This window comes from Winogradskyella sp. 266wxhm, assembly GCF_058964685.1.
This window is the reverse complement of record NZ_CM179559.1, coordinates 123,631-150,479: the sequence shown is the minus strand read 5'-3', so window position 1 is coordinate 150,479 and position 26,849 is coordinate 123,631. Positions and strand designations below refer to the sequence as shown.

23 protein-coding genes and 2 tRNA genes are annotated in these 26,849 nt (G+C 33.2%); 12 read left to right on the top strand and 13 right to left on the bottom strand.

Annotation, left to right across the window (positions count from 1 at the left end; all coding sequences use genetic code 11):
- Genes AC2H4K_RS00710 through AC2H4K_RS00695 form a run of 4 tightly spaced genes read right to left on the bottom strand, consistent with a single transcriptional unit; the run spans position 1 to position 2,544 of the window.
- A complete protein-coding gene (locus AC2H4K_RS00710; protein WP_281141306.1) occupies positions 1-927 on the bottom strand; it encodes a geranylgeranylglycerol-phosphate geranylgeranyltransferase in 927 nt (308 codons plus the stop codon).
- Positions 928-936: 9 nt separating this feature from the next.
- Positions 937-1,251: a hypothetical protein gene (locus tag AC2H4K_RS00705; protein WP_281141307.1), complete on the bottom strand. Its 315-nt coding sequence runs from the start codon at positions 1,249-1,251 to the stop codon at positions 937-939.
- Between the two features lie 11 nt (positions 1,252-1,262).
- Complete coding sequence (locus AC2H4K_RS00700) at positions 1,263-1,796, bottom strand: KdsC family phosphatase (RefSeq protein ID WP_281141308.1); 534 nt, start codon at positions 1,794-1,796, stop codon at positions 1,263-1,265.
- Entirely contained in the window at positions 1,783-2,544 is a 762-nt protein-coding gene (locus tag AC2H4K_RS00695; protein WP_281141309.1) for a Rossmann-like and DUF2520 domain-containing protein, read from the bottom strand. The genes AC2H4K_RS00700 and AC2H4K_RS00695 overlap by 14 nt, the downstream gene beginning before the upstream one ends.
- Before the next feature lie 70 nt (positions 2,545-2,614).
- On the opposite strand from AC2H4K_RS00695, the gene AC2H4K_RS00690 reads away from it, so the two are divergent.
- The 5 genes from AC2H4K_RS00690 (at position 2,615) to AC2H4K_RS00670 (ending at position 8,835) form a co-directional block, all read left to right on the top strand.
- Entirely contained in the window at positions 2,615-3,004 is a 390-nt protein-coding gene (locus AC2H4K_RS00690) for a group III truncated hemoglobin (RefSeq protein WP_281141310.1), read from the top strand.
- A 55-nt stretch (positions 3,005-3,059) separates the two neighbouring features.
- On the top strand, positions 3,060-3,509 hold the full coding sequence (mscL, locus tag AC2H4K_RS00685) for a large conductance mechanosensitive channel protein MscL (protein ID WP_281141311.1): 450 nt from the start codon (positions 3,060-3,062) through the stop codon (positions 3,507-3,509).
- Positions 3,510-3,609: 100 nt separating this feature from the next.
- Positions 3,610-6,879 (top strand): cytochrome c biogenesis protein, encoded by a 3,270-nt coding sequence (locus tag AC2H4K_RS00680; RefSeq protein WP_493742681.1) that lies wholly within the window; start codon positions 3,610-3,612, stop codon positions 6,877-6,879.
- A gap of 68 nt (positions 6,880-6,947) precedes the next feature.
- A complete protein-coding gene (locus AC2H4K_RS00675; RefSeq protein WP_493742680.1) occupies positions 6,948-7,136 on the top strand; it encodes a hypothetical protein in 189 nt (62 codons plus the stop codon).
- A gap of 292 nt (positions 7,137-7,428) precedes the next feature.
- Positions 7,429-8,835: an MATE family efflux transporter gene (locus AC2H4K_RS00670; protein WP_493742679.1), complete on the top strand. Its 1,407-nt coding sequence runs from the start codon at positions 7,429-7,431 to the stop codon at positions 8,833-8,835.
- Between the two features lie 83 nt (positions 8,836-8,918).
- Here AC2H4K_RS00670 and AC2H4K_RS00665 read toward each other — a convergent pair whose 3' ends face one another.
- Positions 8,919-10,604 carry a carbamoyltransferase family protein gene (locus AC2H4K_RS00665; RefSeq protein ID WP_493742678.1) on the bottom strand — a complete coding sequence of 562 codons (1,686 nt, stop codon included), beginning with the start codon at positions 10,602-10,604 and terminating at the stop codon, positions 8,919-8,921.
- 271 nt (positions 10,605-10,875) lie between these two features.
- Here AC2H4K_RS00665 and AC2H4K_RS00660 point away from each other — a divergent pair, with 271 nt between their 5' ends.
- The gene (locus tag AC2H4K_RS00660) at positions 10,876-12,027 is read left to right on the top strand and encodes a trans-sulfuration enzyme family protein (protein WP_493742677.1); all 1,152 of its coding nucleotides are present in this window, start codon (positions 10,876-10,878) and stop codon (positions 12,025-12,027) included.
- Positions 12,028-12,059: 32 nt separating this feature from the next.
- Here AC2H4K_RS00660 and AC2H4K_RS00655 read toward each other — a convergent pair whose 3' ends face one another.
- From AC2H4K_RS00655 to AC2H4K_RS00645, 3 genes are read right to left on the bottom strand one after another with little or no spacing between them, the layout of a single operon-like run.
- Complete coding sequence (locus AC2H4K_RS00655) at positions 12,060-12,743, bottom strand: DUF2490 domain-containing protein (protein WP_493742676.1); 684 nt, start codon at positions 12,741-12,743, stop codon at positions 12,060-12,062.
- 57 nt (positions 12,744-12,800) lie between these two features.
- Positions 12,801-14,438, bottom strand: a complete 1,638-nt coding sequence (pckA, locus tag AC2H4K_RS00650) for a phosphoenolpyruvate carboxykinase (ATP) (RefSeq protein WP_493742675.1) — start codon at positions 14,436-14,438, stop codon at positions 12,801-12,803.
- 22 nt (positions 14,439-14,460) lie between these two features.
- A complete protein-coding gene (locus AC2H4K_RS00645; RefSeq protein WP_493742674.1) occupies positions 14,461-16,299 on the bottom strand; it encodes an SLC13 family permease in 1,839 nt (612 codons plus the stop codon).
- 216 nt (positions 16,300-16,515) lie between these two features.
- On the opposite strand from AC2H4K_RS00645, the gene bshB1 reads away from it, so the two are divergent.
- Together bshB1 and AC2H4K_RS00635 are read left to right on the top strand one after the other, a co-directional pair.
- Positions 16,516-17,238 (top strand): bacillithiol biosynthesis deacetylase BshB1, encoded by a 723-nt coding sequence (bshB1, locus tag AC2H4K_RS00640; RefSeq protein ID WP_281141320.1) that lies wholly within the window; start codon positions 16,516-16,518, stop codon positions 17,236-17,238.
- 60 nt (positions 17,239-17,298) lie between these two features.
- Positions 17,299-17,374 (top strand) — tRNA-His (locus AC2H4K_RS00635).
- Positions 17,375-17,471: 97 nt separating this feature from the next.
- Here AC2H4K_RS00635 and AC2H4K_RS00630 read toward each other — a convergent pair.
- From AC2H4K_RS00630 to AC2H4K_RS00610, 5 genes are all read right to left on the bottom strand, one after another.
- Positions 17,472-19,055 (bottom strand): M28 family peptidase, encoded by a 1,584-nt coding sequence (locus AC2H4K_RS00630; RefSeq protein ID WP_493742673.1) that lies wholly within the window; start codon positions 19,053-19,055, stop codon positions 17,472-17,474.
- 54 nt (positions 19,056-19,109) lie between these two features.
- On the bottom strand, positions 19,110-20,141 hold the full coding sequence (locus AC2H4K_RS00625) for a M28 family metallopeptidase (RefSeq protein ID WP_281141322.1): 1,032 nt from the start codon (positions 20,139-20,141) through the stop codon (positions 19,110-19,112).
- A 67-nt stretch (positions 20,142-20,208) separates the two neighbouring features.
- Positions 20,209-20,544 carry an FUSC family protein gene (locus tag AC2H4K_RS00620; protein WP_281141323.1) on the bottom strand — a complete coding sequence of 112 codons (336 nt, stop codon included), beginning with the start codon at positions 20,542-20,544 and terminating at the stop codon, positions 20,209-20,211.
- Between the two features lie 4 nt (positions 20,545-20,548).
- Positions 20,549-21,328 (bottom strand): DUF3108 domain-containing protein, encoded by a 780-nt coding sequence (locus tag AC2H4K_RS00615; RefSeq protein ID WP_281141324.1) that lies wholly within the window; start codon positions 21,326-21,328, stop codon positions 20,549-20,551.
- A 175-nt stretch (positions 21,329-21,503) separates the two neighbouring features.
- The gene (locus AC2H4K_RS00610) at positions 21,504-22,319 is read right to left on the bottom strand and encodes an AraC family transcriptional regulator (RefSeq protein ID WP_281141325.1); all 816 of its coding nucleotides are present in this window, start codon (positions 22,317-22,319) and stop codon (positions 21,504-21,506) included.
- A gap of 165 nt (positions 22,320-22,484) precedes the next feature.
- On the opposite strand from AC2H4K_RS00610, the gene scpC reads away from it, so the two are divergent.
- From scpC to AC2H4K_RS00590, 4 genes are all read left to right on the top strand, one after another.
- Positions 22,485-24,005 carry a succinyl-CoA:acetate CoA-transferase ScpC gene (gene scpC, locus AC2H4K_RS00605; RefSeq protein WP_281141326.1) on the top strand — a complete coding sequence of 507 codons (1,521 nt, stop codon included), beginning with the start codon at positions 22,485-22,487 and terminating at the stop codon, positions 24,003-24,005.
- A 121-nt stretch (positions 24,006-24,126) separates the two neighbouring features.
- Positions 24,127-24,211, top strand: a tRNA-Ser gene (locus AC2H4K_RS00600).
- A gap of 193 nt (positions 24,212-24,404) precedes the next feature.
- Positions 24,405-25,586: an acyl-CoA dehydrogenase family protein gene (locus AC2H4K_RS00595; RefSeq protein ID WP_281141335.1), complete on the top strand. Its 1,182-nt coding sequence runs from the start codon at positions 24,405-24,407 to the stop codon at positions 25,584-25,586.
- 101 nt (positions 25,587-25,687) lie between these two features.
- Entirely contained in the window at positions 25,688-26,740 is a 1,053-nt protein-coding gene (locus tag AC2H4K_RS00590; protein ID WP_281141336.1) for a GNAT family N-acetyltransferase, read from the top strand.
- Positions 26,741-26,849 lie beyond the last annotated feature (109 nt).

The following is a 26,849-nucleotide window of genomic DNA, read 5'->3' as shown; positions in this document are numbered from 1 at the left end:
TTACTTTAATATGAAATTATAAAGCACCAAGGATAGCATACCTGTAAACATCGTTAGTTTCAATATTAAACTAATGCGTTTATAATGCGATTTTTGTTTTGCACTAAATAGTTTGATGCTAATGTAAATTAAAGGTGCGATAACAAAAATTAAAAAGTAGCCGACAACCAATTCCTGTTTAAATAAAAAAGTGATGACGTAATATATTACAGCAAATACAGGAATTAAAGACAAAGCAAAAGCGATGTTGTTTGCTCTGGTTCTTCCTAAAACAATAGGCATTGTACGCATTCCTACTTTATAATCTCCATCAATATCTTCTATATCTTTTACAATTTCTCTAACCAAATTAATCATAAAAGCGAAGATGGCATAGTCTTTTATAATGTCTAAAAAAGTCATTTGAGCCACACTATTATTTGAGGTCATTGATGGTAATAATTCAAACGCACCAATGATTAAAATACTTAAGGCCACCACTAGTGAAACTATAATATTTCCTATGAGAAACATTTGTTTTAAAGCTGAAGAATAGATGTAAAGTAAAGCTGAGCTAACAAAAAACGCTACAAATAGAGCAGAAACACCTACATGGTTTGATAAGTAAAACCCAAGACCTACACCAGCAATATTCAAAGCCATAAAATAGGTATAGCCATTTTTTTCGGAAATAGTTTTGTCTATAATTACGTTATCGGGTTTATTAACTTTATCAGTTTCTACATCATAGATGTCATTGATAATATAACCACCAGCAGCAATACAAAGTGTAGCTAACACTAACAGTGCGAAATGAAAATGATCTAGTGTTGTTGCAACTCCATGAGATACTGTAAAAGGATTGAGTAGGGCATACTTAATTAAATATTGCACCAAGGCAATCATTAAAAGATTTTTCCAACGTATGAGTTTAAAAAAGTCCGTCATTTTAAAATATTAATGCGAAAGAATTTGATTGATTAAATAGTAAGCCAAGTAAGCTACACCAAGAAATATTACAATACTGACAATAGCGGTTTTTATAAAGTCTTTTCGCTCTTGTTCCCTGATTTTATCCTTTATTTTTTGCTTATCGGATTTGCTGAGATCTTTATGCAAAAAATGCATTTCATAATGCAAATGCGCTTCTAAATCTAGTTTTTCTTTGTAAACAGAAAATGGTGTGCTCGTTTTTTGGTTAAACGTAGACTGATTGTTACCAAAACCAATATATCCAAAACCTGTACTATGTCGTCTGCCTTTACGTGACATTTTAATTTATTTTAATCGTATTTAGCATCAAAATTACCGTTCCATTTTTGCTGTACTTTCAGGACTTGCTCAATCACATCTCTTACAGCACCTTTTCCACCATTTTTATGGGATACATACTTTGAAATACCTTTAATTTCAGCAACAGCATCTTGTGGGCAACAAGGTAATCCAACGAGTTTCATAACTGGAAAATCTGGGATATCATCTCCCATATACAACGTTTGTGATTTAGTAATGTTATGCTTGTTAAGATAATCGTTAAGTTGCTCTATTTTATTATGTGCGCCAAGATAAATGTCTTTAATGCCTAAACCTTCTAAACGCTTACGAACACCTTCATTAGTACCACCTGAAATAATACATACATTAAAACCTGCCATAACAGCTGTTTTTAAGGCAAATCCATCTTTAATATTCATTGTTCTAAGCATTTCGCCATCAGTTGTAACTGTTATGGTGCCATCGGTAAGTACACCATCAACATCAAATATAAAAGTGGTGATATCTGCTAAGTATTCTTTGTAACTTTTATCGTTGTCCATGCGTTTTTTTAATTGAAGCTGTTAAAAGCTCATAAATAGCTTTATGGTCTTCGTTTTCTAATTGTTTTAACTGACGTTTTATGGTCTTCTTATCGTTTCGTTTTGCTGGTCCGGTTTGAGCCATGTAAGGTGACATATCTTGGACTTTTCTGGTAGTTTCCATTATCAACGGTTTCAGAATATCAAAATTAATACTTTTTGCATCACTGATTTCGTGTGCAATTCTGTAGAGTTGATTGGTGAAATTATTCACAAAAACAGCAGATAAATGTAACGTCTGTCGTTGCTCTGTACTAATCTTATAGCTAATACAACCAAGGTCTTCTGCTAAGTCTTTCAGAAACTGAAAATTGTGCTTTTCGGTGACTTCTATACAAATAGGAATTTCACTAAAATCTAGTTCAGCATTCTTAGAAAATGTTTGTAAAGGGTAAAATACAGCACGCTCATTTTTTTTGTCCAGATCATGAATAGAAACACTGCCAGAGGTATGAGCAACCAATCGGTTTTCAAAAGGTAAAGCTTTAGATAATTCTGCAATGCTGTCATCGCTAACAGCTAAAATGTAGAGGTCAGCCTCCTTTAGTTGATTTAGGTCATCAATGATTTCAACTTCGTTGGCATACGACGAAATGGACGAACGCGTTCTGTTGTACCATTGTTTCACTAATACATTTTCAGCTTTTGAAAATGCTTTATATAAATGTGTGGCTACATTACCAGCACCAAGTAAAATTACGGATTTCATGCCGTAAAAATAGTAAGTTTTGCTCGCTTGTTATAATCTGTCACCAATTAAAATCATAACTTTGATTGCAATGCATAAAAAAGACATTACATCTCGAGAAGATATATTCCTATTGGTTTCTAAGTTTTATGAAAAAGTTAGGAAAGATACCGTTTTGGGTCCCTTCTTTAACAATAGCATTAAAGACTGGGATGCCCATCTACAACACCTTACAACCTTTTGGGAATCTAGTTTATTTCTAAAAACGCGCTATTATGGTAATCCGTTGGAAGTTCACGTAAACGTAGATAAAGCCAATAATAATACTATAACCGAATTACATTTTGGACTCTGGTTAAATCTTTGGCACCAAACCATAGATGAACTTTTTGAAGGTGAATATGCCAATAATGCCAAGCGACGCGCAAGGAAAATGGGCACTTTTCTATATCTCAAAATTTTTGAAGCCAGAAGGTCGTAATTAAAATCTTACTTCTCATTAACTTTGTAGGCTTAAATCTAAATTACATAAGTTTATGAAGTTATTAAACGAATTCAAAGAGTTTGCTGTTAAGGGGAATATGATGGATATGGCTATTGGTATTATCATTGGTGCGGCATTCAATAAAGTTATAGATGTACTGGCAAAACAAGTATTGTTGCCGCCATTATCTTTAATGACTGATGGTGTTGGATTTAGTGATAAAAAAATAATACTTAGAGATGAGGTAACTAATGTTTCAGGTGAAGTTACTATTAGTGAAGTTGCTATAGCTTACGGAGAACTTTTTGAAGTGTTTTTAGATTTCCTAATTATTGGTTTTACCGTGTTTATTGTTGTAAAGTTTATGAACAGACTGCGTAATAAAGCACAAGATCCGAAAGATGCAACCGTCACAACTCCTAAGGATATTGAGTTGTTGACACATTTAAAAGAGCTAATGGAAGAGCAAAATAAACTACTAAAATCTAATGGATCTAAATAGATAGTTTTCAATAAACTTTAACATCTTTTGAAAGGTGAAAACACTTATCTAAGTACACAAAAAGCCTTATCTTTGCGCGAGCTTAAAATGAGCACTTCTTATGCAAAAAAAAATCGCTAGTTTCTTTTTCTCAACAAAACTTACTGCTGTATTATTTATCGTTTTTGCGGCAGCCATGGCAACTGGTACTATTCTAGACCGAAACATGGATACGTCACCAACACCTTACACAAGAATATTAATTTATAATGCGTGGTGGTTTGAGACCATAATGGTATTTTTTGTCATCAACTTTGTTGGGAATATTGTTAGATACAAACTTCATAAAAAGGAAAAGTGGGCAACTTTAATTTTGCACTTAGCTTTTATTTTCATTCTAGTAGGTGCATTTGTAACGCGTTATATTGGTTATGAAGGCATGATGTCTATTAGAGAAGGAGCTACTGAAAGTCAGTTCCGTTCTCAAAAAACCTATATCAGTGGACGAATCCTTGGACAATACGAAATCAACGGTCAGCTACAACAGCGTAATGTGATGGAAGAAGTAGACTTCTCACCAAGACTAGACAATGATTTTGAAAGAACTTACGATTATGGCGATAAGGAAATTACATTTAAGCTAAAGAAATTTATAAAAGGTGCAGAGAAAGATGTTGTTCCAGATGAGAATGGTGAATCTTACCTAAAAATAGTTGAAGCTGCAGATGGTATGCCTCATAACCATTATCTTAAAGTAGGTGAGGTTGCCAACATGCACAATGTACTTATTTCATTGAATAAGGAACAGGAAGGAGCTATACAAATCTTTGATACAGATGAAGGTTTATTTATAAAATCGCCTTACGAAGGTGAGTACATGACCATGGCAACTATGGCCACTGGTAAGTTAGAAAAAGATAGTCTTCAGCCATTAATCTTACGTTCTAGATATGTGATTGGAAATATGCAATTGGTATTTCCTAAGCCTGTAGTTAAAGGTGTTTTTGATATTGTTCAGAAACCAAGAATTCTAAAGAATGACGAAAGTGGAGTTGTTCTAGATGTTACAGCAAATGGAGAAACAAAAAGTATCAATCTTTTAGGTGGACCAGGTACTTATGCACCTATGGAAGAAATTAAAGTAGGTGGACTTGATGTGGCTTTACGTTTTGGATCTCGAATGGAGCAATTGCCATTTAAGGTAAAACTGAATGATTTTATTGCTGAAAAATATCCAGGAACTGAGAATGCTTACTCTTCTTACGAAAGTAAAGTGACAATCATAGATGAGGAACAAGGTGATTTTGATTATCACATTTACATGAACCATATTTTGGATCATAAAGGTTATAGATTTTTCCAAGCAAGTTTCGATCCAGATGAAAAAGGAACGGTACTTTCGGTAAATCACGATCGTTGGGGAACCTACATTACCTATTTTGGTTATTTTATGCTTTATCTAGGTTTAATGGCGATTTTGTTTGCAAAAAATACGCGTTTTGATGATATAAGAAAACGTTTATCAAAGCTAAAAGAGAAAAAAGCTAAAATGATGACCGTTATAGTGCTGCTATTAAGTTTATCTGGTTTTGCACAACAACATTCAGATAACGATGGTCACGATCATATAAAGAAGACATCAAAAGCGCAAATAGACTCTATTCTAAGAGCAAACATTACCCCAAAAGAGCATGCCGAAAAGTTTGCTGAGATGGTGATTCAGGATTATAGCGGACGTATGATGCCAATGCATACTTACGCTTCTGAAACGCTTAGAAAGTTGAGTAAAAAGGATACTTACGAAGACTTTAACGCCACTCAGGTTTTTCTTTCTATTCAAGAAAGTCCATTGCTGTGGTATAATGTTCCTGTAATTTATTTAAAACCTAGAAAAGCAGATTCCATCCGAAATATTATCGGTTTAGATTATGAGGAAAAATATGCAAGCTTGGTTGATTTCTTCACGCCACAAGGTCGTTATAAATTAGCACCATATCTTGAAGAAGCTTATAAAGCTCAAGTACCAAATGGTTTTCAAAAGGAAGTTAAGGAAGCGGATTCTAGGGTTAATTTATTATACAACGATATTGAAGGTTTATCTATTAAAATATTTCCAGTCCCTAATGATGAAAATAATAAGTGGATTTCACCCAAGGAATATAGGGAAGAAGGTTATAAGGATAAGATAAAAGATAGTCTTTATGGTAACTTCATAAATAATGGATTCAATGCTTATTTGGTAACCTTAAATAATGCAAAACAAGTAGGTGATTATTCAAAGGCTGAAGAATTACTTCAAGGCATTAAAAAAACACAGCAACAATTAGGTGGTGATGTTATGCTTTCTGAGGATAAGATAAAATCAGAAATTCTTTATAATAAGTACGATATCTTTAAAAAACTGTTTAGTTGGTATATGTATGCTTCAACAGTGCTGTTTATTTTAGTAATCGCACAGATATTTAAATATAAAAGCAAACCTCTTAAATATGCCATAAACACTCTTATTGGTGTTGTTGCTCTTTTATTTGTGTTACATACTCTAGGTTTGATATGGAGATGGTATTTATCTGGACATGCACCTTGGAGCGATGCTTATGAGTCTATGATTTATGTAGCATGGTCAACAATGTTGTTTAGTTTTATAACTAGCATAACTACAAAAGACAACAAAATTCATAAAAAAGATTATTCAGGAATAATCTTATCAATTATTTCTAATAAAGGCAGTATATCTAGTTTAACTGTGGCAGCAGGAGCTTTTGTAACTTCAATGATTCTTATGGTAGCACATTGGAACTGGATGGATCCTGCTATCGCAAATCTTCAACCTGTATTACAAGGATACTGGTTAATGATACATGTTTCTGTAATTGTAGCTAGTTATGGGCCTTTTACATTGGGAATGATATTAGGTTTGGTAAGTTTATTACTCATGATCTTTACCACAAAAAATAATAAGGCATTAATGGATATTAGTATTAAGGAGCTAACTATCGTAAATGAAATGGCATTGACAGTAGGTCTTGTTATGCTTACTATAGGAAACTTTCTTGGTGGTATGTGGGCCAATGAAAGTTGGGGACGTTATTGGGGTTGGGATCCAAAAGAAACTTGGGCACTAATTAGTATTATGATTTATGCCTTTGTTATCCACATGCGTTTGGTACCAGGACTTAGAGGAAGGTGGCTATATAATTTGATGTCCGTATTAGCATTTGCAAGTATTTTAATGACGTATTTTGGTGTAAATTTTTACTTATCAGGATTACACTCTTACGCCAGTGGAGATCAGATATTGAGTTTTCAATTTATAGCTATAACGTTAGGAGCAATTGCTATTATAGCATTCTTTGCTTATAGGAAGTATAGGATTCACTATAAAAAATAATAGATAAAGGATTCGATTTTATATTCATCTAATTTTAGTAAATTGTTGAATAAACAAATCAACCCTCAATGAATTTTTTAAAAAAGTTAGGAATTCCAAATCTCTTAATGTTAGTTTTATGCATTGCTATAATTATTGTAGCTGAATATTTATTTTTAAGCGGATACGAACTTCACGGTATTTTTGTTGGTCTTTGGTCTCCTACCATACTAGGTATAATGATTTATCTAAAACTTGTTGGAGATGGAGGCAAATGAAATCATATTATTACTGTCTATCATTGTATCGGTAATAGTTTTATTTTGGGCAATTTGGGTAATTCGTTTTTACAATAGAATAGGACGAAATAAAAAGTAGTTAATTGAATGTTTTTCTTTTTCAATTAATTGCGACCTAAATAATTATCTTTTTTCTTTCAAAAATAATACGCATATTTGCGTCATTATGATTGCTTAATAACTCATACGGAACATGTAATCGCTACTCAAAGCGATGTGATTGTCAAACAAACTTTTGTTTGACTAGTGGTTATTTTAAATTTTTCAAACAATGCAATCAAATAAAGTTTCAATAAAACAACTCATTCATTATTTTAAAATCGCAGTTTCTGGTAAGGAACAAGATTTTACTTCTGGCAGTATTCGTAAGGCCGTTTTTATGCTATCCATTCCCATGATTTTGGAAATGTTGATGGAATCTATTTTCGCTATTGTCGATATTTTCTACGTATCTAAAGTTAGCGTTAATGCTGTAGCTACAATCGGGCTTACAGAATCGGTAGTAACTTTGGTTTATGCCATAGCTATAGGGTTAAGTATGGCAGCGACAGCGATTGTGGCAAGGCGTATTGGAGAAAAGGATAGGGAAGGAGCATCACAAGCAGCAACTCAGGTTATTTTCTTAGGAATATTAGTCGCTATTTTTATTAGTGTTTTTGGAATTCTTTACCCTAAGGAAATTTTAGGTTTAATGGGAGGAGAGCCAGAATTGATAGCCGAAGGTTACGGTTATACACAAGTACTCCTTGGTGGAAATGTTACTATAATGTTGTTGTTTTTAATCAACGCTATTTTTAGAGGCGCAGGTGATGCATCAATAGCCATGTGGGCTTTGGTGTTATCTAATGGATTGAACATTATTCTCGATCCAATTTTTATTTTCGGTCTTGGTTCCATTCCTGCTTTTGGTGTAGAAGGAGCTGCAATTGCAACAACAATCGGTAGAGGTTCTGCAGTGTTATTTCAAATAGGAATTTTATTTTATGGTTGGGGTAAAATAAAGATTAAACTAAAGGACTTAGTACTAAAAGTTGCTGTAATTCTGAATTTGATAAAAGTATCATTAGGTGGTATAGGACAATTTTTAATAGGGACTTCGTCTTGGGTTTTTTTAATGCGAATAATGAGCGAATTTGGTAGCGAAGTTTTAGCAGGTTATACAATTGCCATAAGAGTGATGATGTTTACGCTAATGCCAGCTTGGGGTATGAGCAATGCTGCAGCAACTTTGGTAGGTCAGAATTTAGGTGCTCAAAAACCAGATAGAGCAGAACAGTCGGTTTGGAAAACAGGAAAATTTAGTGCTGTTTTCATGGGAATTGTTTCAGTTTTCTATTTGATTTTTGCAAATGAAATCATTTCTTGGTTTACACCAGAACCAGAAGTCATAAAAAATGGAGCGCTTTGCCTAAGAATCATAGCTGCTGGTTACATTTTTTATGGTTACGGTATGGTAATCATCAATGCGTTTAATGGAGCGGGAGATACTAAAACACCGACTTGGATTAACTTTATTTGCTTCTGGTTATTTCAATTGCCTTTTGCTTACTTACTAGCAATTAATTTAGATTTTGGGCCAGTTGGTGTCTTTGCAGCCATTACTATAGCTGAGGTTTTTATAACCGTTTTAGGTGTTATTTGGTTTAAAAAGGGGTTTTGGAAATCTGTTAAGGTTTAGAGTCTATTATAAGATGGCAGATTAAAAAAAGGGAAACAATTTTATATTGCTTCCCTTTTTTAACTTTATATACTTTAGTTGTATTATTTTTCTAATAAATAATTACCAATAACCAAGGCATCTAATCCTGTAGAGTAAAAACATCTTAATGCATCTACGGGAGATTCTACAACAGGCTCTCCTTGAATATTAAAGCTGGTATTTAAAACAACAGGAACTCCTGTTTTTTCTCCGAGTTTGTATATTAAACTGTGATAGCGAGGGTTAGTTTCTTTATTTACCGTCTGTAACCTTGCACTTCCATCTACATGAGTAATAGATGGTATGATTTCTTGTTTATCTTTAAGGACATTACATACTTTAAGCATAAATGGTGCTTCAACCTCTAAGTCAAAATAGTCTTTGTAAGATTCAACCAAAGCAGACGGTGCAAAAGGTCTGTAGGCTTCTCGGTGCTTTACTTCAGCATTTATTTTACGTTTCATGTCAGGGAATGCTGGGTTGGCTAGAATACTTCTGCTTCCTAATGCACGAGGTCCAATTTCCATTGCACCCTGAAACCAACCAATGATTTTTCCTTGCTCTAATAAAGATGCAGCTTTTTCAGAAGGATCTTCTATATATTCTGGTGTTAATTTAGCACCATCGATAGCTTTTTTTATAGCTTCATTAGAATATTGAGTACCAATATATGGGTTATCATGCACAAATACTCTAGGCTTTTTTTGTAAGCCGTTATACAAGTAAAAAGCAGCGCCAATTGAGGTTCCATTATCCCCAGCAGCAGGCATTACATATACATCTTTAAAAGGTGTTTCCCGTACAATTCGGCCATTCATTACACTGTTTAGAGATACACCTCCAGAAATTACCAAGTAATCGGCTTTAGTTTTTTCATGGAGAATTCTACACATTTTGAGAACCTTATTTTCTAAAACATGCTGAAAAGCAGCGGCGAGGTTAATATGATTATCTTTAAATTCTCCATCCTTAGATCTAGGCTCTCCAAAAAGATCTAAAAACTTCTTTGAGTATGGCGCTTTTATAAGGTGCTGATAATTGAAATAAGATAAATCTACTTTTAATTTACCATTATCATCTACATTTATCATTTTATCTACTTCATCCTTGTAGACATTTGGGTCACCCATAGGTGCTAATCCCATAGTTTTACCTTCATCATAATTAGGTTTAAAACCACAAAATTGTGTTACGGTTTCATAAAACGAACCTAGCGAATGAGGAAAAAAACTTTCGCTATACTGTTCTATAGTATTACCATCTCCATAGCCTAGCCAAGAAGTAGCCCATTCACCAGAACCATCTATACCTAACAAGGCAGCCTTTTCATAAGGGGAAACAAAAAATGAGCCTGCAACATGTGTTAAATGATGCTTTATAAAATGAACTTCAGGTCCTTTAGTATTATTAAAAATCTTACCATACCAAATCTTAAAACGTCTTTGCTTTGCATAAGCATTAACAACATGATGACCGAAAAAGGGCATAAAAAGTTTAGGACGTTTTAATAAAAAGCCTAGTTTATTGCTCCAATTGGTTGTTGGCTTTATTGAAACTGCGATATGATCTATATCAGAATATGTTAGCCCAGCAATATCTAAGCATCTTTTTATAGACAATTCAGGAAAAGCTTGTGTGTGCTTATCTCTGTTTAATCGTTCTTCTTCAATAGCCACGATAAGTTTTCCATCTTTAACGATACAAGCCGAAGAATCATGGAAGTAATAATTAAGTCCTAAAATTACCATTGTTTTATTTTTTTGAATGCACTAAATAAAGCATATTTTTTTTAGAATAAATGTAATTTCTTTGTAGGTTGAAATTCTTCGTCAAAATGTTTTTTTAATAAAAAAAATGAAAATATATCTGATGAATTGTTGATTTTTTGAATTCTAAATTTTTGAAAACCAATTGAGTGAAGGATAAAATAAACACAATATGATTATTCAAAATAATCTAACTAAACCTTAAAGATGTTTTTAGCTTTCATTAATTTTATAGTCATAATTTATAAATGTTATGTCAAAGAAAAAATTAGGTTTAAATACTATTTGTATACATGTTGGTGAAGTTAAGGATGAACAGTTCAAAGGTGCCGTGTCGCCCATGTATTTAAGTTCTTCTTACGAGTTTCTAGACGTTGATGTAAAGCGTTACCCAAGATACTTTAATACACCTAACCAAGAGTTTTTAGCTAAAAAAATAGCAGCATTAGAAAATACAGAATCTGCTTTGATTTTCGGTTCTGGTATGGCAGCCATAAGTACTATGTTTTTGGCTTTTCTACAACAAGGAGACCATTTGGTTGTGCAAAATACATTGTATGGTGGAACCGTAAATTTCATTAAGGAGGAATTTCCTAAGTATGGAATTGAATACACATTTACCAATGGTTATTCGGTTGAGGATTTTGAAAAAGCGATAAAGCCTAATACAAAACTTATTCATATAGAAACACCATCGAATCCTTTGATGACTATTACAGATATTAAGGCTATTGCAAGATTAGGTAAGTCCAAGGGCATTTTAACATCAATAGATAATACGTTTGCTTCACCAGTGAATCAAAAACCAATCGATTTAGGTATTGATATGGTGATGCATTCTGCAACTAAATATTTTGGTGGTCATAGTGATATTTTGGCGGGAGCAGTTGCTAGTAGTGAAGAACTTATTGAAAGAATTTTTAATGTCGGTAAAAATTTAGGAGGTAATCTTAGCGACATGACAGTTTGGATGCTAGAACGTAGTTTAAAGACTTTAGGACTACGAGTGAAAGCACAAACTAAAAATGCTATTAAAATGGCCAAATGGCTGAACAAGCATCCAAAAGTTTCAAAAGTGTATTATCCTGGCTTAAAATCTCACCCAGAACATAAATTAGCAAAATCTCAGATGATTGGTTTTGGAGCGATGCTTTCGTTTGAACTTACTGAAGATTTAGATGCTTATAAGTTTCAGAAAGCGTTAAGATTAATAAAATCATCAATGAGTTTAGCTGGTGTAGAAAGCACTGTAATTTCACCACATTTAACCTCTCATGCATTATTAACTCAGGAAGAACGTGATGCTATAGGAATAAGTGATCAATTGATTCGTTTTTCTGTAGGTATTGAAGACGTTAAAGATTTAAAGCGTGATATTACTAATGCTATAAAAATGATTGAATAAACAATTATAGTTTCTTGAAGAAGTAAATTTCATCAGCTTTTCTTATTTCTAAAATCATATTTTAAATTGAGTTGAACAGACAATCGGTGAAAGCTTTTAGTTTTAAACGAATGTCTGGCATAGCCCAAATCTATATTGGTATGATTGTCAATGTTTATGCCAAGTCCAAAGTAAGCTCTGTTTTGTTGAAAATCGAATTCGTTTAGATTAAAATGAATTTCATCATAAAAGGATAGAAATAACGTTTTGTTTAGTGGTTGTTTCACTTTTAATCTATAACGTAATCTATGTTTAAGGATATCTTCTGTTGGATATTCTAAAAAGCGCTGTTCTAATTTAAATCGATGGGACCAATTTAGATTAAAGAGTTTGTGTTTTAGAACAACCTGTTCTAAGATGCGGTGTTCTAAAATATCTGGAGTGTTATTTATTTCAAAAGAAGTGTCTATGTCACCATAAGCATAGCCTACGCCAGCACTAACATTTTTATTAAAATGATAGTTTATACCAACAATTCCCAAATGCAAATGTGTGTTTTTTCTAGGAAGCTCGTAATTCCAATTGGTGTAAGAACCGCTTAAACTCAAAGCGTTTGTAATTCTGTTGGATGATGTAATTTCATACCAAGAACCCCAAGTAGTTTCACCCAAATTTTGAGCAAAAATCAAGTACTGAAACAGGAGTGTAAATGGTAATATAAATAGGTTAGTTTTCATGATAACGACTTAAAAAGTAAAGAGCCCATTTCTGGGCTCTTTCAGTCATGGAATTATTTAAACGTGGTCATTTAAGTGATGGTGTTCATCAATTAATGGCCCACCTTCTATGATTTGTTCAGAAGCCTCACTTGCAAATTTTTCAAAATTTAAGTGGAATGAATGTGCTAACTGAATCGCTTTACTAATGTATGCGCCTTTTTGTAACCAAGTATTCATTGGGTCTAGCATTTCTGATGGCACATTTGGACAATATTTTGGCATAAATAACCCAAATATTGGATGTTGTTCAAAATCTACATTGTCTAATTCACCATTAAGAATGGCAGTGATCATAGCTCTTGTATATTTTAGTTTTATACGAGAACCTACTCTGTAAGGGCCACCACTCCAGCCAGTATTCACTAACCAAACATTAACACCTGCTTCTTGCATTTTTTCACTTAACATTTCAGCATAAACTGTTGGGTGAAGTGGCATAAATGGTTCTCCGAAACAAGCTGAAAATGATGGTACAGGTTCTGTGATTCCAGCTTCTGTTCCCGCTACTTTAGCAGTGTAACCAGAGATAAAATGATAAGCTGCTTGCCCAGGAGTTAATTTAGACACAGGAGGTAATACACCAAATGCATCACAAGTTAAGAAGAAAATGTTTTTAGGATTCTCAGCGTATGATGGTTGTTGAATGTTATCAATATGATAGATAGGGTAACTTACACGTGTGTTTTGTGTAATTGTACTATCCATATAGTCAACCTCACCACTATCTTTAAAAACTACATTTTCTAAAATAGCTCCAGGTTTTATAGCTCTATAGATGTCTGGTTCTTTTTCCTCTGTAAGGTCAATAACTTTTGCATAACAACCACCTTCAAAATTGAAAATATTATTGTTAGCTGTCCAGCCATGTTCATCATCTCCAATCAATTTACGATTAGGATCTGCAGACAATGTTGTTTTACCAGTACCTGATAGTCCGAAGAAAATAGCAGTATCACCATCTTCACCTACGTTTGCAGAACAGTGCATTGGTAACACATTTTCTTCAACAGGAAGAATAAAGTTTAAAGAAGAGAAAATACCTTTTTTAATTTCTCCTGTATAAGCAGAACCACCTACAAGTGCTACTTTCTTACTGAAGTTAAGGATTGAAAAATTACCTTGTCTTAACCCACAACTTTTAGGATCTTTTGCTTCATAACCTGGCGCACAAAGTACTAACCAGTCTTCCTTAAAATTTTCAAGTTCACTTTCATTATATCTCAAAAACATATTGTAAGTAAACATGTTAGACCAAGGATATTCGGTAACGGTTCTTACATTGGTTTTATATTCAGGGTCAGCACATACATAAGCATCTCTTACATATATTTCTTTTCCACTTAAATAATCAGTGATTTCTTTTTGTAAGAAGTCAAAATTCTCAGGTGATATAGCTTTGTTAGTTTTTCCCCACCAAACCTTATCTTTAGTGTAATCATCTTTTACGATAAAACGGTCTTGAGGTGATCTACCAGTAAATTTTCCTGTATTTATAGCTAAAGTTCCGTTAGCAGTTTCTTTACCCATTCCTTTTTCAATGGTAATGGTTTGTAGCTCTTCTGGAGATAAATTCCATTGAGCAGTGGCTCCTTCAATTCCGTACTTCGTTAAGTCTCTGGTTTTCATAATCGGTTGTTTTAATAAGGTTTCCATGATTAATGTTTTTTTGAATTGTTTAAAATGGCCAAATCAATGGCACTAATACTAATGATACTATTAAGAAAAGTAGAAGCAAAGGTGCTCCGACCTTTAGATAATCCATAAATTTATACCCACCAGCTGTCATTACCATGGCGTTTGTTGTAGTGCCAACTGGTGTTAAAAATGCTGTAGATGCACTTATAGCAACAACTATCATAAATGGTGCTGCTGAAATATTCAAAGTGTTTGCAGCAATAATTACTATAGGTGCCATAAGAACAGCTGTTGCAGAATTATTGATAACTTGACTAAATGTTGTAGTGAGTAAGAACACTCCAGCTAATAATACAACTGGATGTTGTTGTCCTAGTATATTAACTAAACCGTTGGCAATTAACTCTGCAGTTCCTGTTTTTTGTAACGCAATTCCCATCGGAATCATAGCTGCAATCATAACTACACTTATCCAACTAATACCTTTGTAAGCTTTTGAAATAGGTACACAACCAGTAATCAATACAATACCAGCAGAAATAAGAGCTGCGATGGCACCAGGTACTACTTTAAAGACTAATAATCCAATCATTAATAGAAGCGCAAACAGTGCTATAAATGATTTTGAAGTTAAGTCAGTAATTGTTTTAGACATCCCTTCAGGACTACCGCATATTACCAAGTTTTCATGATGCTCTTTCAACTGATCGATATCGCTCCAACTACCTCTTACCAAAAAGGCGTCACCAGCTTTAACCAAAACCTCTCTTTCTGTAATTGGTATGTTATTTCTAGAAGCAGCCATTAATTGTATTCCAAAACGTTTAAAGAAATTACCTAATCTCATTTTTCTTCCAACTAAAATAGATTTTGGAGTCACCAAGATTTCTGCCATACCAACCTCTTGGTTAATGAGATTATGTATTACTTCATCTTCAATAGATTCAATAGGTAAAAGTCCTAGTCTAAATTTTATCATTAAAGCGTTAATAGCTTCGGTATCTCCTTTTACGGTTATAATATCATGATATAAAAATTCTGTTGAGTTTGTAGGGAACTCTATATAAGGTTCGTTTCCTTTTAAAACATTTGGGTGTCTTCTTTTTATTCTAATGATTGAAACTTTGTGCTCACGTTCAAAATTCCATTCACCCATTTCTGTATTCAATAAAGGTGAAACAGAACGTACTCTAAGTCTGTAATAATCGTTTTCAAATCTATAAGCTTCAATCCATTTGTGTAATGTGTTACTGATGTCTACAGGTTTGTTATTCGTTTTGTTTTTTGGTAACAACTTATAACCGACAAATCTGAAATAGAGTAGGGTTAGAAGTAATAATGGTAAACCAATCAATCCAAACTCAAAGAAAGAAAAGCCCTCCATACCACTTTGAATCATAGTATTGTTAACAATGATATTTGGAGGTGTTCCTGTTAAGGTAAGTAGTCCACCTGTATTAGAGCCAAACGCCACAGGCATAAGTAATTTTGATGGTAAAGTTCCGATACTCCAAGCAGAAGCAATGGTAACAGGCATTAAAGTAGCCACAGTACCTGTGTTGCTAACAATTCCAGAAAGTAAACCAGATCCTAATGTTGTTATAAGCAATAATTTGGTTGAACTTTTTCCAGCTAGCTTAATGAATTTCTGTCCTGCTAAAGCAGTCCAACCAGTTTGAGATAGTCCTTCTCCAATAATAAACAACGCAGCAATCATAATAACTGTAGTATTGCTAAATCCACTCAGAGTTTCATTGAGATCTAATATCCCAAAAAGGAATAAACTAATCATAGATAGTAGAGCTATGATGTCTGGTGTAAATTTTCCCCAAATGAATAAGAGAATGGTAACGGTTAGTATGATTAGCATTAAGCTCATGGTGTGGTGATTTTTATAGTATAAAATTACTGGCAAGACAAAGCAATTATTATGACAAATGTCATGCTTTTGACGAATTACGAAGTTTTCAATTTTAGGTGATTTAAATGATGAATTATAGAATTTTTACTACACGAAAGCGTTTTCGAAATAAAAACAATGTTATAATCTGTTAGCTTTTTAATATTTTTGACATCTACGAAAAGAAAAAAATTCATGAAATTAGATATCCTAGCCTTTGGTGCACATCCAGATGACGTTGAATTGGGATGTGGAGCTACATTGGCAAAAGAAGTTTCCAACGGAAAAAAAGTTGGTATAATTGACTTAACAAGAGGCGAATTAGGTACGCGAGGAACTGCTGAAACCAGAGATAAAGAATCGGCAGATTCTGCTAAAATTCTAGGTGTAGCTATGCGCACAAATATGGAATTTGCTGATGGCTTTTTCGTTAACGATAAAGCACACCAAATTGAAATTATAAAAGAAATTCGAAAGTATAGACCAGAGATAGTTATTTGCAATGCCATTGATGATCGTCATATAGATCATGGAAAAGGAAGTAAACTGGTAAGTGATGCCTGTTTTTTAAGCGGTTTGAGAAAAATAAACACAAAGCATAATGATGAAGACGATTGGCAAATGCCGTGGAGACCGAAGGTAGTCTATCATTTTATTCAATGGAAAGATATTGAGCCAGACATTGCTGTAGATGTTACGGGTTATATGGAGCAAAAGATGGCATCTGTGTTGGCTTATAAGACGCAATTCTTTGATCCAGATAGTAAAGAGCCTCAAACTCCTATTTCAAGTAAAAATTTCACCGATAGTATTACCTATAGAGCAAGAAATTTAGGAAGATTAATCGGAACAGAATTCGCTGAGGGTTATACAGTTGAACGTTATCCGGCTGTTGATAGTTTATTTGATTTAAAATAATTTAAAAAAACCTTTTGTAGAAAAGGTAAAATAATATACATTTGCAACCCTAATTAAAATGGTGGTTGTAGCTCAGTTGGTTAGAGCGCTGGTTTGTGGTACCAGATGTCGTGGGTTCGAGTCCCATCTTCCACCCAAAAAGATAAAGCCTTTCAGAAATGAAGGGCTTTTTTTGTGTCTAAAATTAAAAAGCCTCTCATTTTGAGAGGCTTTAAGATTGTAAATTTAATTTTTTATTCTTCTGTAGCTTTGTCTACTACAATTCGGTCGTTTCTGTTAGCAACTTCCCAAGCCGTGTAGAATACAAGTCTTGTTCTATTTTCTAAAAGATCATACTCAATCTTATCTGGTGTATCACTTGGTTTGTGATAATCATCATGTGTACCGTTAAAATAAAAAATTACAGGAATATTGTTTTTAGCAAAATTATAATGGTCAGATCTGAAGTAAAAACGGTTTGGATCATTTTCATCGTTGTAGGTGTAATCAAATTCTATGTTTGTGTATGTTGAATTTACCGACTCGGAAATATTGTGTAGGTCTGTACTTAATTTATCACTTCCTATTAAGTATATATAGTTTCTATCTCCTTCTTTTCTCTTAGGATCAGTTCTACCTATCATATCAATATTTAAATCTGCAACAGTATTTTCCAAAGGAAAAACAGGATCAACATCGGTGTAGTATCTAGAACCTAGTAAACCTTTTTCTTCACCAGTAACATGTAGAAATAGAATAGATCTTTTAGGACCATTGCCATCTTTTTCAGCAGCTTTAAAAGCTTCGGCTATTTCAAGAATAGCAATAGTTCCAGAACCATCATCATCTGCACCATTGTAAACTTCGCTATTTTTTATGCCTTCGTGGTCTAAATGCGCTGATACTACTACAATTTCATTTGGTTTTTCAGAACCTTTAATATATGCTAAAACATTCTCTGAAGTGATATTTTCTGATGGATTTTCTATACTAATTTCTAAGTTAGTATTGATTACTTTTGGAGTATCCGATTCAGTAATGTCAGGATTTAATGTCTTTCCTAAATTCTCTGTAACTAATAACATAAACATAGCGCCATCATTACCCTTAATGGATAGACGACCTGATTCACCAGATTCAAATACTCTTTGGTAAAATGGTGCAAATCTAGAAAATTGTTCATCATCCATTAAGATGAGACCTTTTGCGCCTTTATCTGATGCAGCCTCTCTTTTGCTAGACAATGATTGTCTGCCACTGGACCATTTTGTTTCTTCAGAAGTACCTGATGTGACGTAATTTCCTTCTTCGTTTTTTGGTTCACCTGCTTTAGCTAACACAATTTTTCCTTTAACATCAATGTTATTATAGTCCGAATAGTTTTCGGTATCAATGCCATAACCAGCATAAACAATATCATTATTGGAAACATTTACAGATTCTGGTGTTCTTAAAACGATTTGGTCTTCAAAACTTATGAACTCTTTGTCATTAACCTTAACTAAAGCAGACGCGACTTTTTGCTTTTCTAAAGGCACTTCTTGGAAATAATCATTACCACCTAAAGGGGAAGGGATTCCCATAGCGATGTATTGCTCCTTTAAATATTCTACAGCCATCTTTTGACCTTTTTCTCCGGTTTCCCTTCCTTCAAATTCATCAGAAGCATATTTGAAGAGCATGGTTTTAAGCTCATCTGATGTTATTGTTGCAGCATATTTAGTAGGGTCAACCGTTTCTACTTTGGTTTGCTGAGTAGAGGTAGAGGTGCTAGTTTTTGATGAAGTACCGCAACTAGCAATTAAAATAGCAGTACTCAGTAGAATTATCTTTTTCATTTATATGGAATAGTTTAATTGTGACTTTAAATTAATAAAGTCGATTTAAGTGTTTTAAATGATTTCGGGTTTTAGCCTTTCGTCTGAATTTGCGATATACCAAGCCGTTGCAAATATTAATTTTGTACGCTTAGTTAATAAACGATAATTGATTTTATCGGCAGTATCTGTCGGCTTTGTATAGTCTTCGTGTTCACCATTAAAGAAGAAAATTACAGGAACGTTTTGTAGTGCAAAATTATAATGATCAGATCTATAATAATACCTATTTGGATCATTATCTTCATTATACTTATAATCTAAGCTAAGATTTGTAAACTCTTTATTAGCTTTTTGAGCAATAAAATGCAATTCTGTACTAATCTTATCAGATCCTATAAGGTAAATATAGTTTTCGTTATCAATATGCCTGTCATCAACTCGTCCAATCATATCAATGTTAAGTGTAGCAACGGTTTCTTCTATTGGGAACACAGGATTTTCAGTATAATATCTAGAACCATGGAGTCCAACTTCTTCGCCTGTAACGTGAAGAAAAACAACACTACGTTTAGGTCTATAACCGTCGTTTGTGGCCTTTTTAAAAGCTTCTGCCATTTCTAATACAGCAGCAGTTCCTGAGCCGTTATCATCAGCGCCATTATATATTTCACCATCTTTTATGCCTTCATGGTCAGAATGGGCTGTTATAAATACATATTCATCTGGAAACTCAGAACCTTTGATGTAGGCAATTACATTTTGAGAATCGTTTAAATTATCAGGTAAAACACTTTTAGGTACTTTTTGATAGTAGTCCTTATTAGATTTTGGAGCTTTTATCTCTTTAGATTTATAATAAGATCTAATGTAGTCGCAAACGTCATCATGCCCTTCTTCACCTGTCATTCTACCGTTATATTTATCGGAAGATACTTCTACTACGTGAGTTTTGAGTTCTTCAGGCTTAATAGTGTTGAGGTATTTTTCAACTACTTTTTTATCGTCATAGGTTATGCTATTCCTTAAATTATCGATTTTTTCACTATGCCTAAGGGAGGCACAAGACCCAACAAGGATGAGGGCTGAAGCAAAAAGTAGTTTCATCTAACGGATTGATTTAAGCAAAAATAACGAATTCTATAACATAATTTCTTAACTGAATACCAAAAAATCACAAATCTTCATCGATGTCTAAGCCTTCAAGAATCTCTTTAGAATCTTCAAGATTTTCTTCATCTCTTTCTTCGAGTTGTTCTGTGTCTCCAACTTCAAGTGTTGTAAAAACACCTTTATATATAGTAATACTTAAAGAAATAATAACTAAAAGAAAGATATACTGAATGGTTTTTGGTTTTTGCTTTTCTTTTTTAGAAAGAAAAACGATAACTATTCCGCATATAAATCCTGCTATAATAGGGAATATGGCGAGATTAGATAAAGGTGTTACGGCTAGTATTGTTGCTAGTATAGCTGAAATAAACCCTAAGGTGCTGAGTAGTTTTTTCATGTAATTAATGTTTAAGTCCAGAGGCGGAAACGATTTTTAACTCACCATTACCAACAGGAATTTTAAATTTAGCATAGACAGGGATTTTATTATCGTCTGCAGTAAGCCAAAGTAAGTTAGAATTACTACCTTTTAAGATGTCACTTCCTTTTACGGCTATAGATAGTTTATAACATTCTTTACTTCCTATCTGAGTTGAAATTGTTTCTTTATTGAGGTATTTTACGGTTATAATTGTTTCTTTATTATCAAATAAAACTGTGAAGTAGGACTGATCTCCAGGCTTGGCTTTATGAATATCTAAGTTTCTAATATTGTACAATGTGCTGACAATATCTTTAGTAGAAGCTCCGATTTTTATACTTTTATTCTCGTCCCAAGTTTGTCCATCTTTCTTCTTTTTCCTTTTAAGACTTTGTACCAATTTTGTTTTATGGTTGTATTTATACTGCATAAATTTATAATAGCCACCTTCGCTGATATCTCTTTTATATAAATACGGAGTTAAATAATTGACATTTACATAGCTTTCGTAAAGATCTCTAATCTTAAAAAAATTATCCCATTTAGTGTAGGTTGTTGCAGTACATTTAAGACGTAACAATATGTTTTTGGAAGTTTTTACTTCACTTGTTTCCATTTTTACTTGGGCAATGTCTGTTAATATTCCAGACATATTATAAGATGCAGTATATACTAACTTTTCTCCAGTAGCAATGGTTTTGTTTTGAGCAAAATTTTGATAACACGCTAAAAACAAAAGAATAAGAAAGAGCTTTTTCATAAAAGAAATGTATAAAATGATGATATCATTTATTATGCCGAAAATACGATGCTTTATCAAATGTTACTAATTTTTGAAATCGTAATTTTTTTATCTAAAAAAAATAGATAAAAAAAATACCTAGACTAAAAAAGGATTTTATGTTTGCACTCGTAATAGGATACATGGTGTGTTATTAATGAGATTCTAAATAGATTTCATTAGACTTTCTGTATTCTGAAGGAGGTCTTCCCATAATTTTGCTAAACGTATTACTAAAAGTTGGCAAACTACTATAGCCGACCATATTAGCAATCTCAGAAATATTATAATTAGAATTCATTAAATACTCTAAAGATTTATAAATTCTAAGTTGAGTGTAATAACTTATATAAGACATTCCAAGATCTTTTTTAAAAAGACGATATAAGGTTTTATCTGTCATGCTAAACTTGGCAGCTAACTCTGGTAATAAATGTTCCTGCTGAATATGGTTTGCCAAAAATGTAATTATCTGAATCAGTTTCTGATTAGTTGGTTCTGGTAATTGTAAGGGTAAAGATTCTGGAATAGTCTGTTCTAAAAGCACTTTAAAGGCTGTTACAATAGCGTACTGAGCTTCTTGAAATGGTAGAATATCTCCTTTCCAATCTTTGGTAAACAATAAGAGTTCCATCAATAAATTATTAGCAGGATAAATCCCTTCGCTCTCATAAAACTTACTAGAACTTCCTTGAATAGGAAAATATAAGTTCCGCATAAGAACCTTAGGAGAACTGGGGTAAATAGCGTGTTCTACTCTGGGCGGAATCCACATGTAATGTCGTGCCGGTAAGTAATATGTACTGCTAAGCGTCTTTACTTGTACCAAACCGCCTTCTGTGTATAAAAATTGGCCTTTTTCATGGCTATGAGATTCAATAAACGTTTCTCCCATTAAATCATGGTAGCAATAAACACTTTCAGGAATCTTGTCTACTTCAGTAAGATAATATTTCCTTTTCTGGATCAATTTATTGTAAAATGTATTTCTGCACTAAATTAATAAATAAATGTCTCTTTTAAATAAATAGTCATTAGATATCCTTTATAAATTGCTAAACTGTTTTGTCAATATCATAATTATGGCAAGTGAAATTCAGTAATTAAAGATTTTTTTAACCTAAATATTATTAATATGAACAATTTAATAGACATGAATAGAATCAAGTATAAAGATTATAAACAAAAAATTAAATCCCCTGAAGAAGCTGCTCTTCTAATAAAAAACCACAACGTATTAGGAGTAAGTGGTTTTACCAAAGCAGGTGATAGTAAAACGGTTTTACCACAAGTAGCTGAGAGAGCGCTACATGAAGACATACAAGTAACGGTATTAAGTGGTGCTTCTTTAGGCTATGACACAGATGCCGATTTGGCTAAAAATGGCGCTTTATATAAACGCATGCCATTTCAAGCAGATCCTACATTGCGAAAAAGTATTAATAACCACGATGTGCTTTATGTAGATCAGCACTTGGGACAAACAGCAGATATGCTACAAAGCTTAGATAATTTTAAGATTGATGTTGCTATCATTGAAGCTGCTTTTATAACAGAAGAAGGTTATATTGTACCTACAACATCAGTAGGAAACTCTCCAGTTTTCACTGAAAAAGCTGATAAAATTATTATTGAAATCAATACCACTTTTCCAGAAACGATTGAAGGAATTCATGATGTTATGTTTGTAAAAAAACAACCTAATAGAGACATTATCCCTATCACTCAATCCAACACTAGGATTGGTGATCCTTTCATTAAAATTGATCCCAAAAAGGTTGTTGCAGTAGTATTTACAGAAGTTCCAGACAGTCCAGCCGTGATTTCTGACCCAGATGATAAAACCACTGCCATATCCAATCATATTTTAAAGTTTTTAGAAAAGGAAGTTCAAGAAGGTAGACTATCAGAATCTTTACTTCCCTTACAAGCTGGTATTGGTAAAACCGCCAATGCTATACTTTCTGGATTTACCAAGAGTCCATTTAAAAACTTAACCATGTATTCGGAAGTGTTACAGGATAGTACTTTCGAATTATTTGATTCTGGAAAGTTATTGTTTGCGTCAGCATCTTCTATAACCGTTACAGAAGATTGCTCAAAAAAGATTTTCAGCAATTTTGAAAAGTATAAAGACAAATTGTTGTTACGCCCACAAAATATTAGTAATGCAGCAGAGGTGATAGGTCGTTTAGGAGTAATTGGTATTAACACAGCAATTGAGTTTGATATTTATGGAAATGTCAATTCTACACATATTACCGGAACCAAAATGATGAATGGTATTGGAGGTTCTGGAGATTTTGCTAGAAATGGCTATCTGAGTATTTTTGCTTGTCCTTCAATTTCTAAAGAAGGTAGAATCTCACATATAGTCCCTATGGTATCTCATACAGACCACACAGAACACGATGTAGATATTCTGGTAACAGAACAAGGTTTGGCAGATATTCGTGGATTGGCACCAATTGAGAGAGCTCGTGTTATTATTAATAATTGTGTGCATCCTGAATATCAAGAAGCTTTACAGGCATATTTTGAAGAAGCTTACGCTTTAGGTGGTCACACACCACATGTATTAAAAAAAGCTTTTGAATGGCATAGCAGATTAAAAAACAAAGGAAGCATGAAGTCTTTAGAGGTTGTAGAAAGCTAATTTTTTATATCAAAAAAACATGTTTATCAGAGAGTTAGTAAGATATTTCAAATTGTCTAATATTTTTCACTTAAAAAATAGGTTCTTTTAGAGAATAGTTTTTATATTTGCACCCGCAATCGGAGAAATGGCAGAGTGGTCGAATGCGGCAGTCTTGAAAACTGTTGAGGGTCACACCTCCGGGGGTTCGAATCCCTCTTTCTCCGCAAAGGCTTTACCAACATTGGTAAAGCCTTTTTTGTTTTCGTAAATTATTTGTAAAATTTTTTACATGTTAAAACTCACGTTATCAATTTTTTTGGCATTTTAACAATTAATTATGTGCTACTGTAGCTTTCACAATATATTTAGAATCGGAATATAAAGAGACTTATATAAAAGCCTTAAATCAAATATATTATGAGTAATACATCTACGCTTAAACAAACTAGCTTGTCACCTACAGAAGCAGCTTTAGAGATTTACGATTTAGCAATTAAACATCGAGATGAAACCGAACAACTAAGAAGAATGGCACCAGCGGTTGTTGACCGTATGAAGGATTTGCAATTGTTTAGACTTGGTTTACCAAAATATCTTGGAGGATGGGAAGAAAATCCTGTAGAAGTATTCAAGGTTTATGAGTTGTTAGCAAGCGCTGAAGCATCTGTAGCATGGAGTGCATGGAATAATCATTTGGCTTGTACCTTCGGTAGATTCCTAGATCAGGAAAGTATGAATGAAATTTATAAAAATTCATCTGATGTGTACGCTAACTCTGCACGACCAGAAGGTGTAGCGGAAATCGTAGAAGGTGGATATAAAGTTTCTGGACGTTGGACACTAGTATCTGGTTGTGAAATATCAGATTGGTTTGCTTTACGTTGCCTTGTTACTTCTGATCATTTACCAAAAACATTAGGACCTGGCGCCAAATTAAAATTACTCTTTCTTCCTAAATCTGAAATAAATATTATTGACACATGGAGTGTTGGTGGGTTGAGAGGAACGGGAAGCCATGATGTTGAGATAAAAGATGCTTTTGTTGAAGAAAAATACGCCATTGATTTCGATAGCCCAGTTGAAATTGATAACCCTTACAGTAGATTACCTATAGGCTGTATGAATGCCGTAGGTAATGCGTCAATTGCCCTAGGGATTTTGAAGTCTGCTATTACAGATTTAAAGCGTTTGTGTGCTGAGCGTGTTACACCAGGTAAAAATCCTGATTTAAGAGATAGGCTACAAATTCAGAGTGCTTTAGCCAAGGCAATAACAACTTTAGATTCTAAAAGATGTCAATTGCACAGTACAGTAAATGTAATATGGGAAGAAGCTAAAGCTAATAACAGATATACAGATATACAATTGGCAGATGTTTGGTCAGCCTCTGTACAGGCAGCAACAGAAGCAAGAGCTATGGTTACTGAAATATATGCTGTAGCAGGAACAGCGTCATTGTATACAACATCACATATAGAACGTGCACACAGAGATATTCATGCTGTTCTACAACATGGTATTATACAGCCTCACTGGTTAACTCAAGCAGGAAGAGCCTATGTTGGCTTAGAACCTACAGGAGCAATGTTTAGGGTGTAACACTAATTTTAAAATTTAACATAAAACAACTTTAATTTATTAAAATATTAATGCTTTTCTATAAGCATTAATTCTAATTTTAAATTAAAATAAAAAGTTTAATGATAGACGTTATAAAAAATAAGAAAGAATGGGTTGAACTTTTAGAAGTCTTTGGAAATATTGATTTCTATCACACTTATGACTACCACCAACTTTCTAAAAATGAAGGGGAGTTTCCTGTCTTAATAAAATATACTGAAGGTGAAACGGTGTTAGGTTTGCCACTCTTAATAAGAACCATAGAAAACTCAGAATTTAAAGATGCTGTATCAGTTTATGGCTATTCGGGTATTTTAAGCTCTGGCACAGACGAAAAATTTAATAAGGACAACTTTTATAAAGAGTTAAACGCTTACTTTAAAGAGAATAATATCATTTCAGTTTTTTCTAGATTTCATCCTATATTAGAGTATCAAGATGATATTTTGAATGGTTTAGGTCAAATCACAACACTAGGAAAAGTGGTTTGTATAGACTTAACTGATACCATTGAGAATCAAAGAGCAAAATTCAATAGAAGATTAAAAACATATCTAAACAAATCCAGAAAGCTATGTACAGTGATTAATGGAAGTGTTGAAGAGTATAAAGATATTTTCGTGAATTTATATGAAGAAAATATGAGGCGTGTAGACGCTGACGATAGTTATTTCTTTTCCGATAAGTATTATCAAGAAATTCTTTCAAGTGATGACTTTGAGTCAGTATTAAAGCTCTGTATTCATAATGAAACTCAATCTATAATAGGTGCTGCGATTTTTATAAAAACAGGAGATATTGTTCAGTATCATCTATCAGGATTAAGCGAAGATACCTATGAGGTAGATCCAATTAAACTCATTATTGATGAAGCCAGAATAGAAGCTACAGATGAAGGTTATAAAATTTTTAACCTTGGAGGTGGAAGAGGTAGTAACGAGGATTCATTATTCAGGTTTAAAAGTGGTTTTTCAAAAGATTTCAAAGATTTCAAAGTTTGGAAATATATAGTAGACGAAGAAGCTTATAAGAGTTTATTGAAGAACCGTTTGGCAACAACCGAAGATATTGAATTGAGTTATTCAGGTTTTTTTCCAGCTTACAGAGCAAAGTTAGAAGTAACAACATCATAAGATTTACTTAATATATAAAAATAAGGCCGTAAATTTTGATAAAGTTTACGGCTTTTGTTTTGGGTTAATTGTGTTGAGATATTGAATTCTATATTCAAAAATCAATATC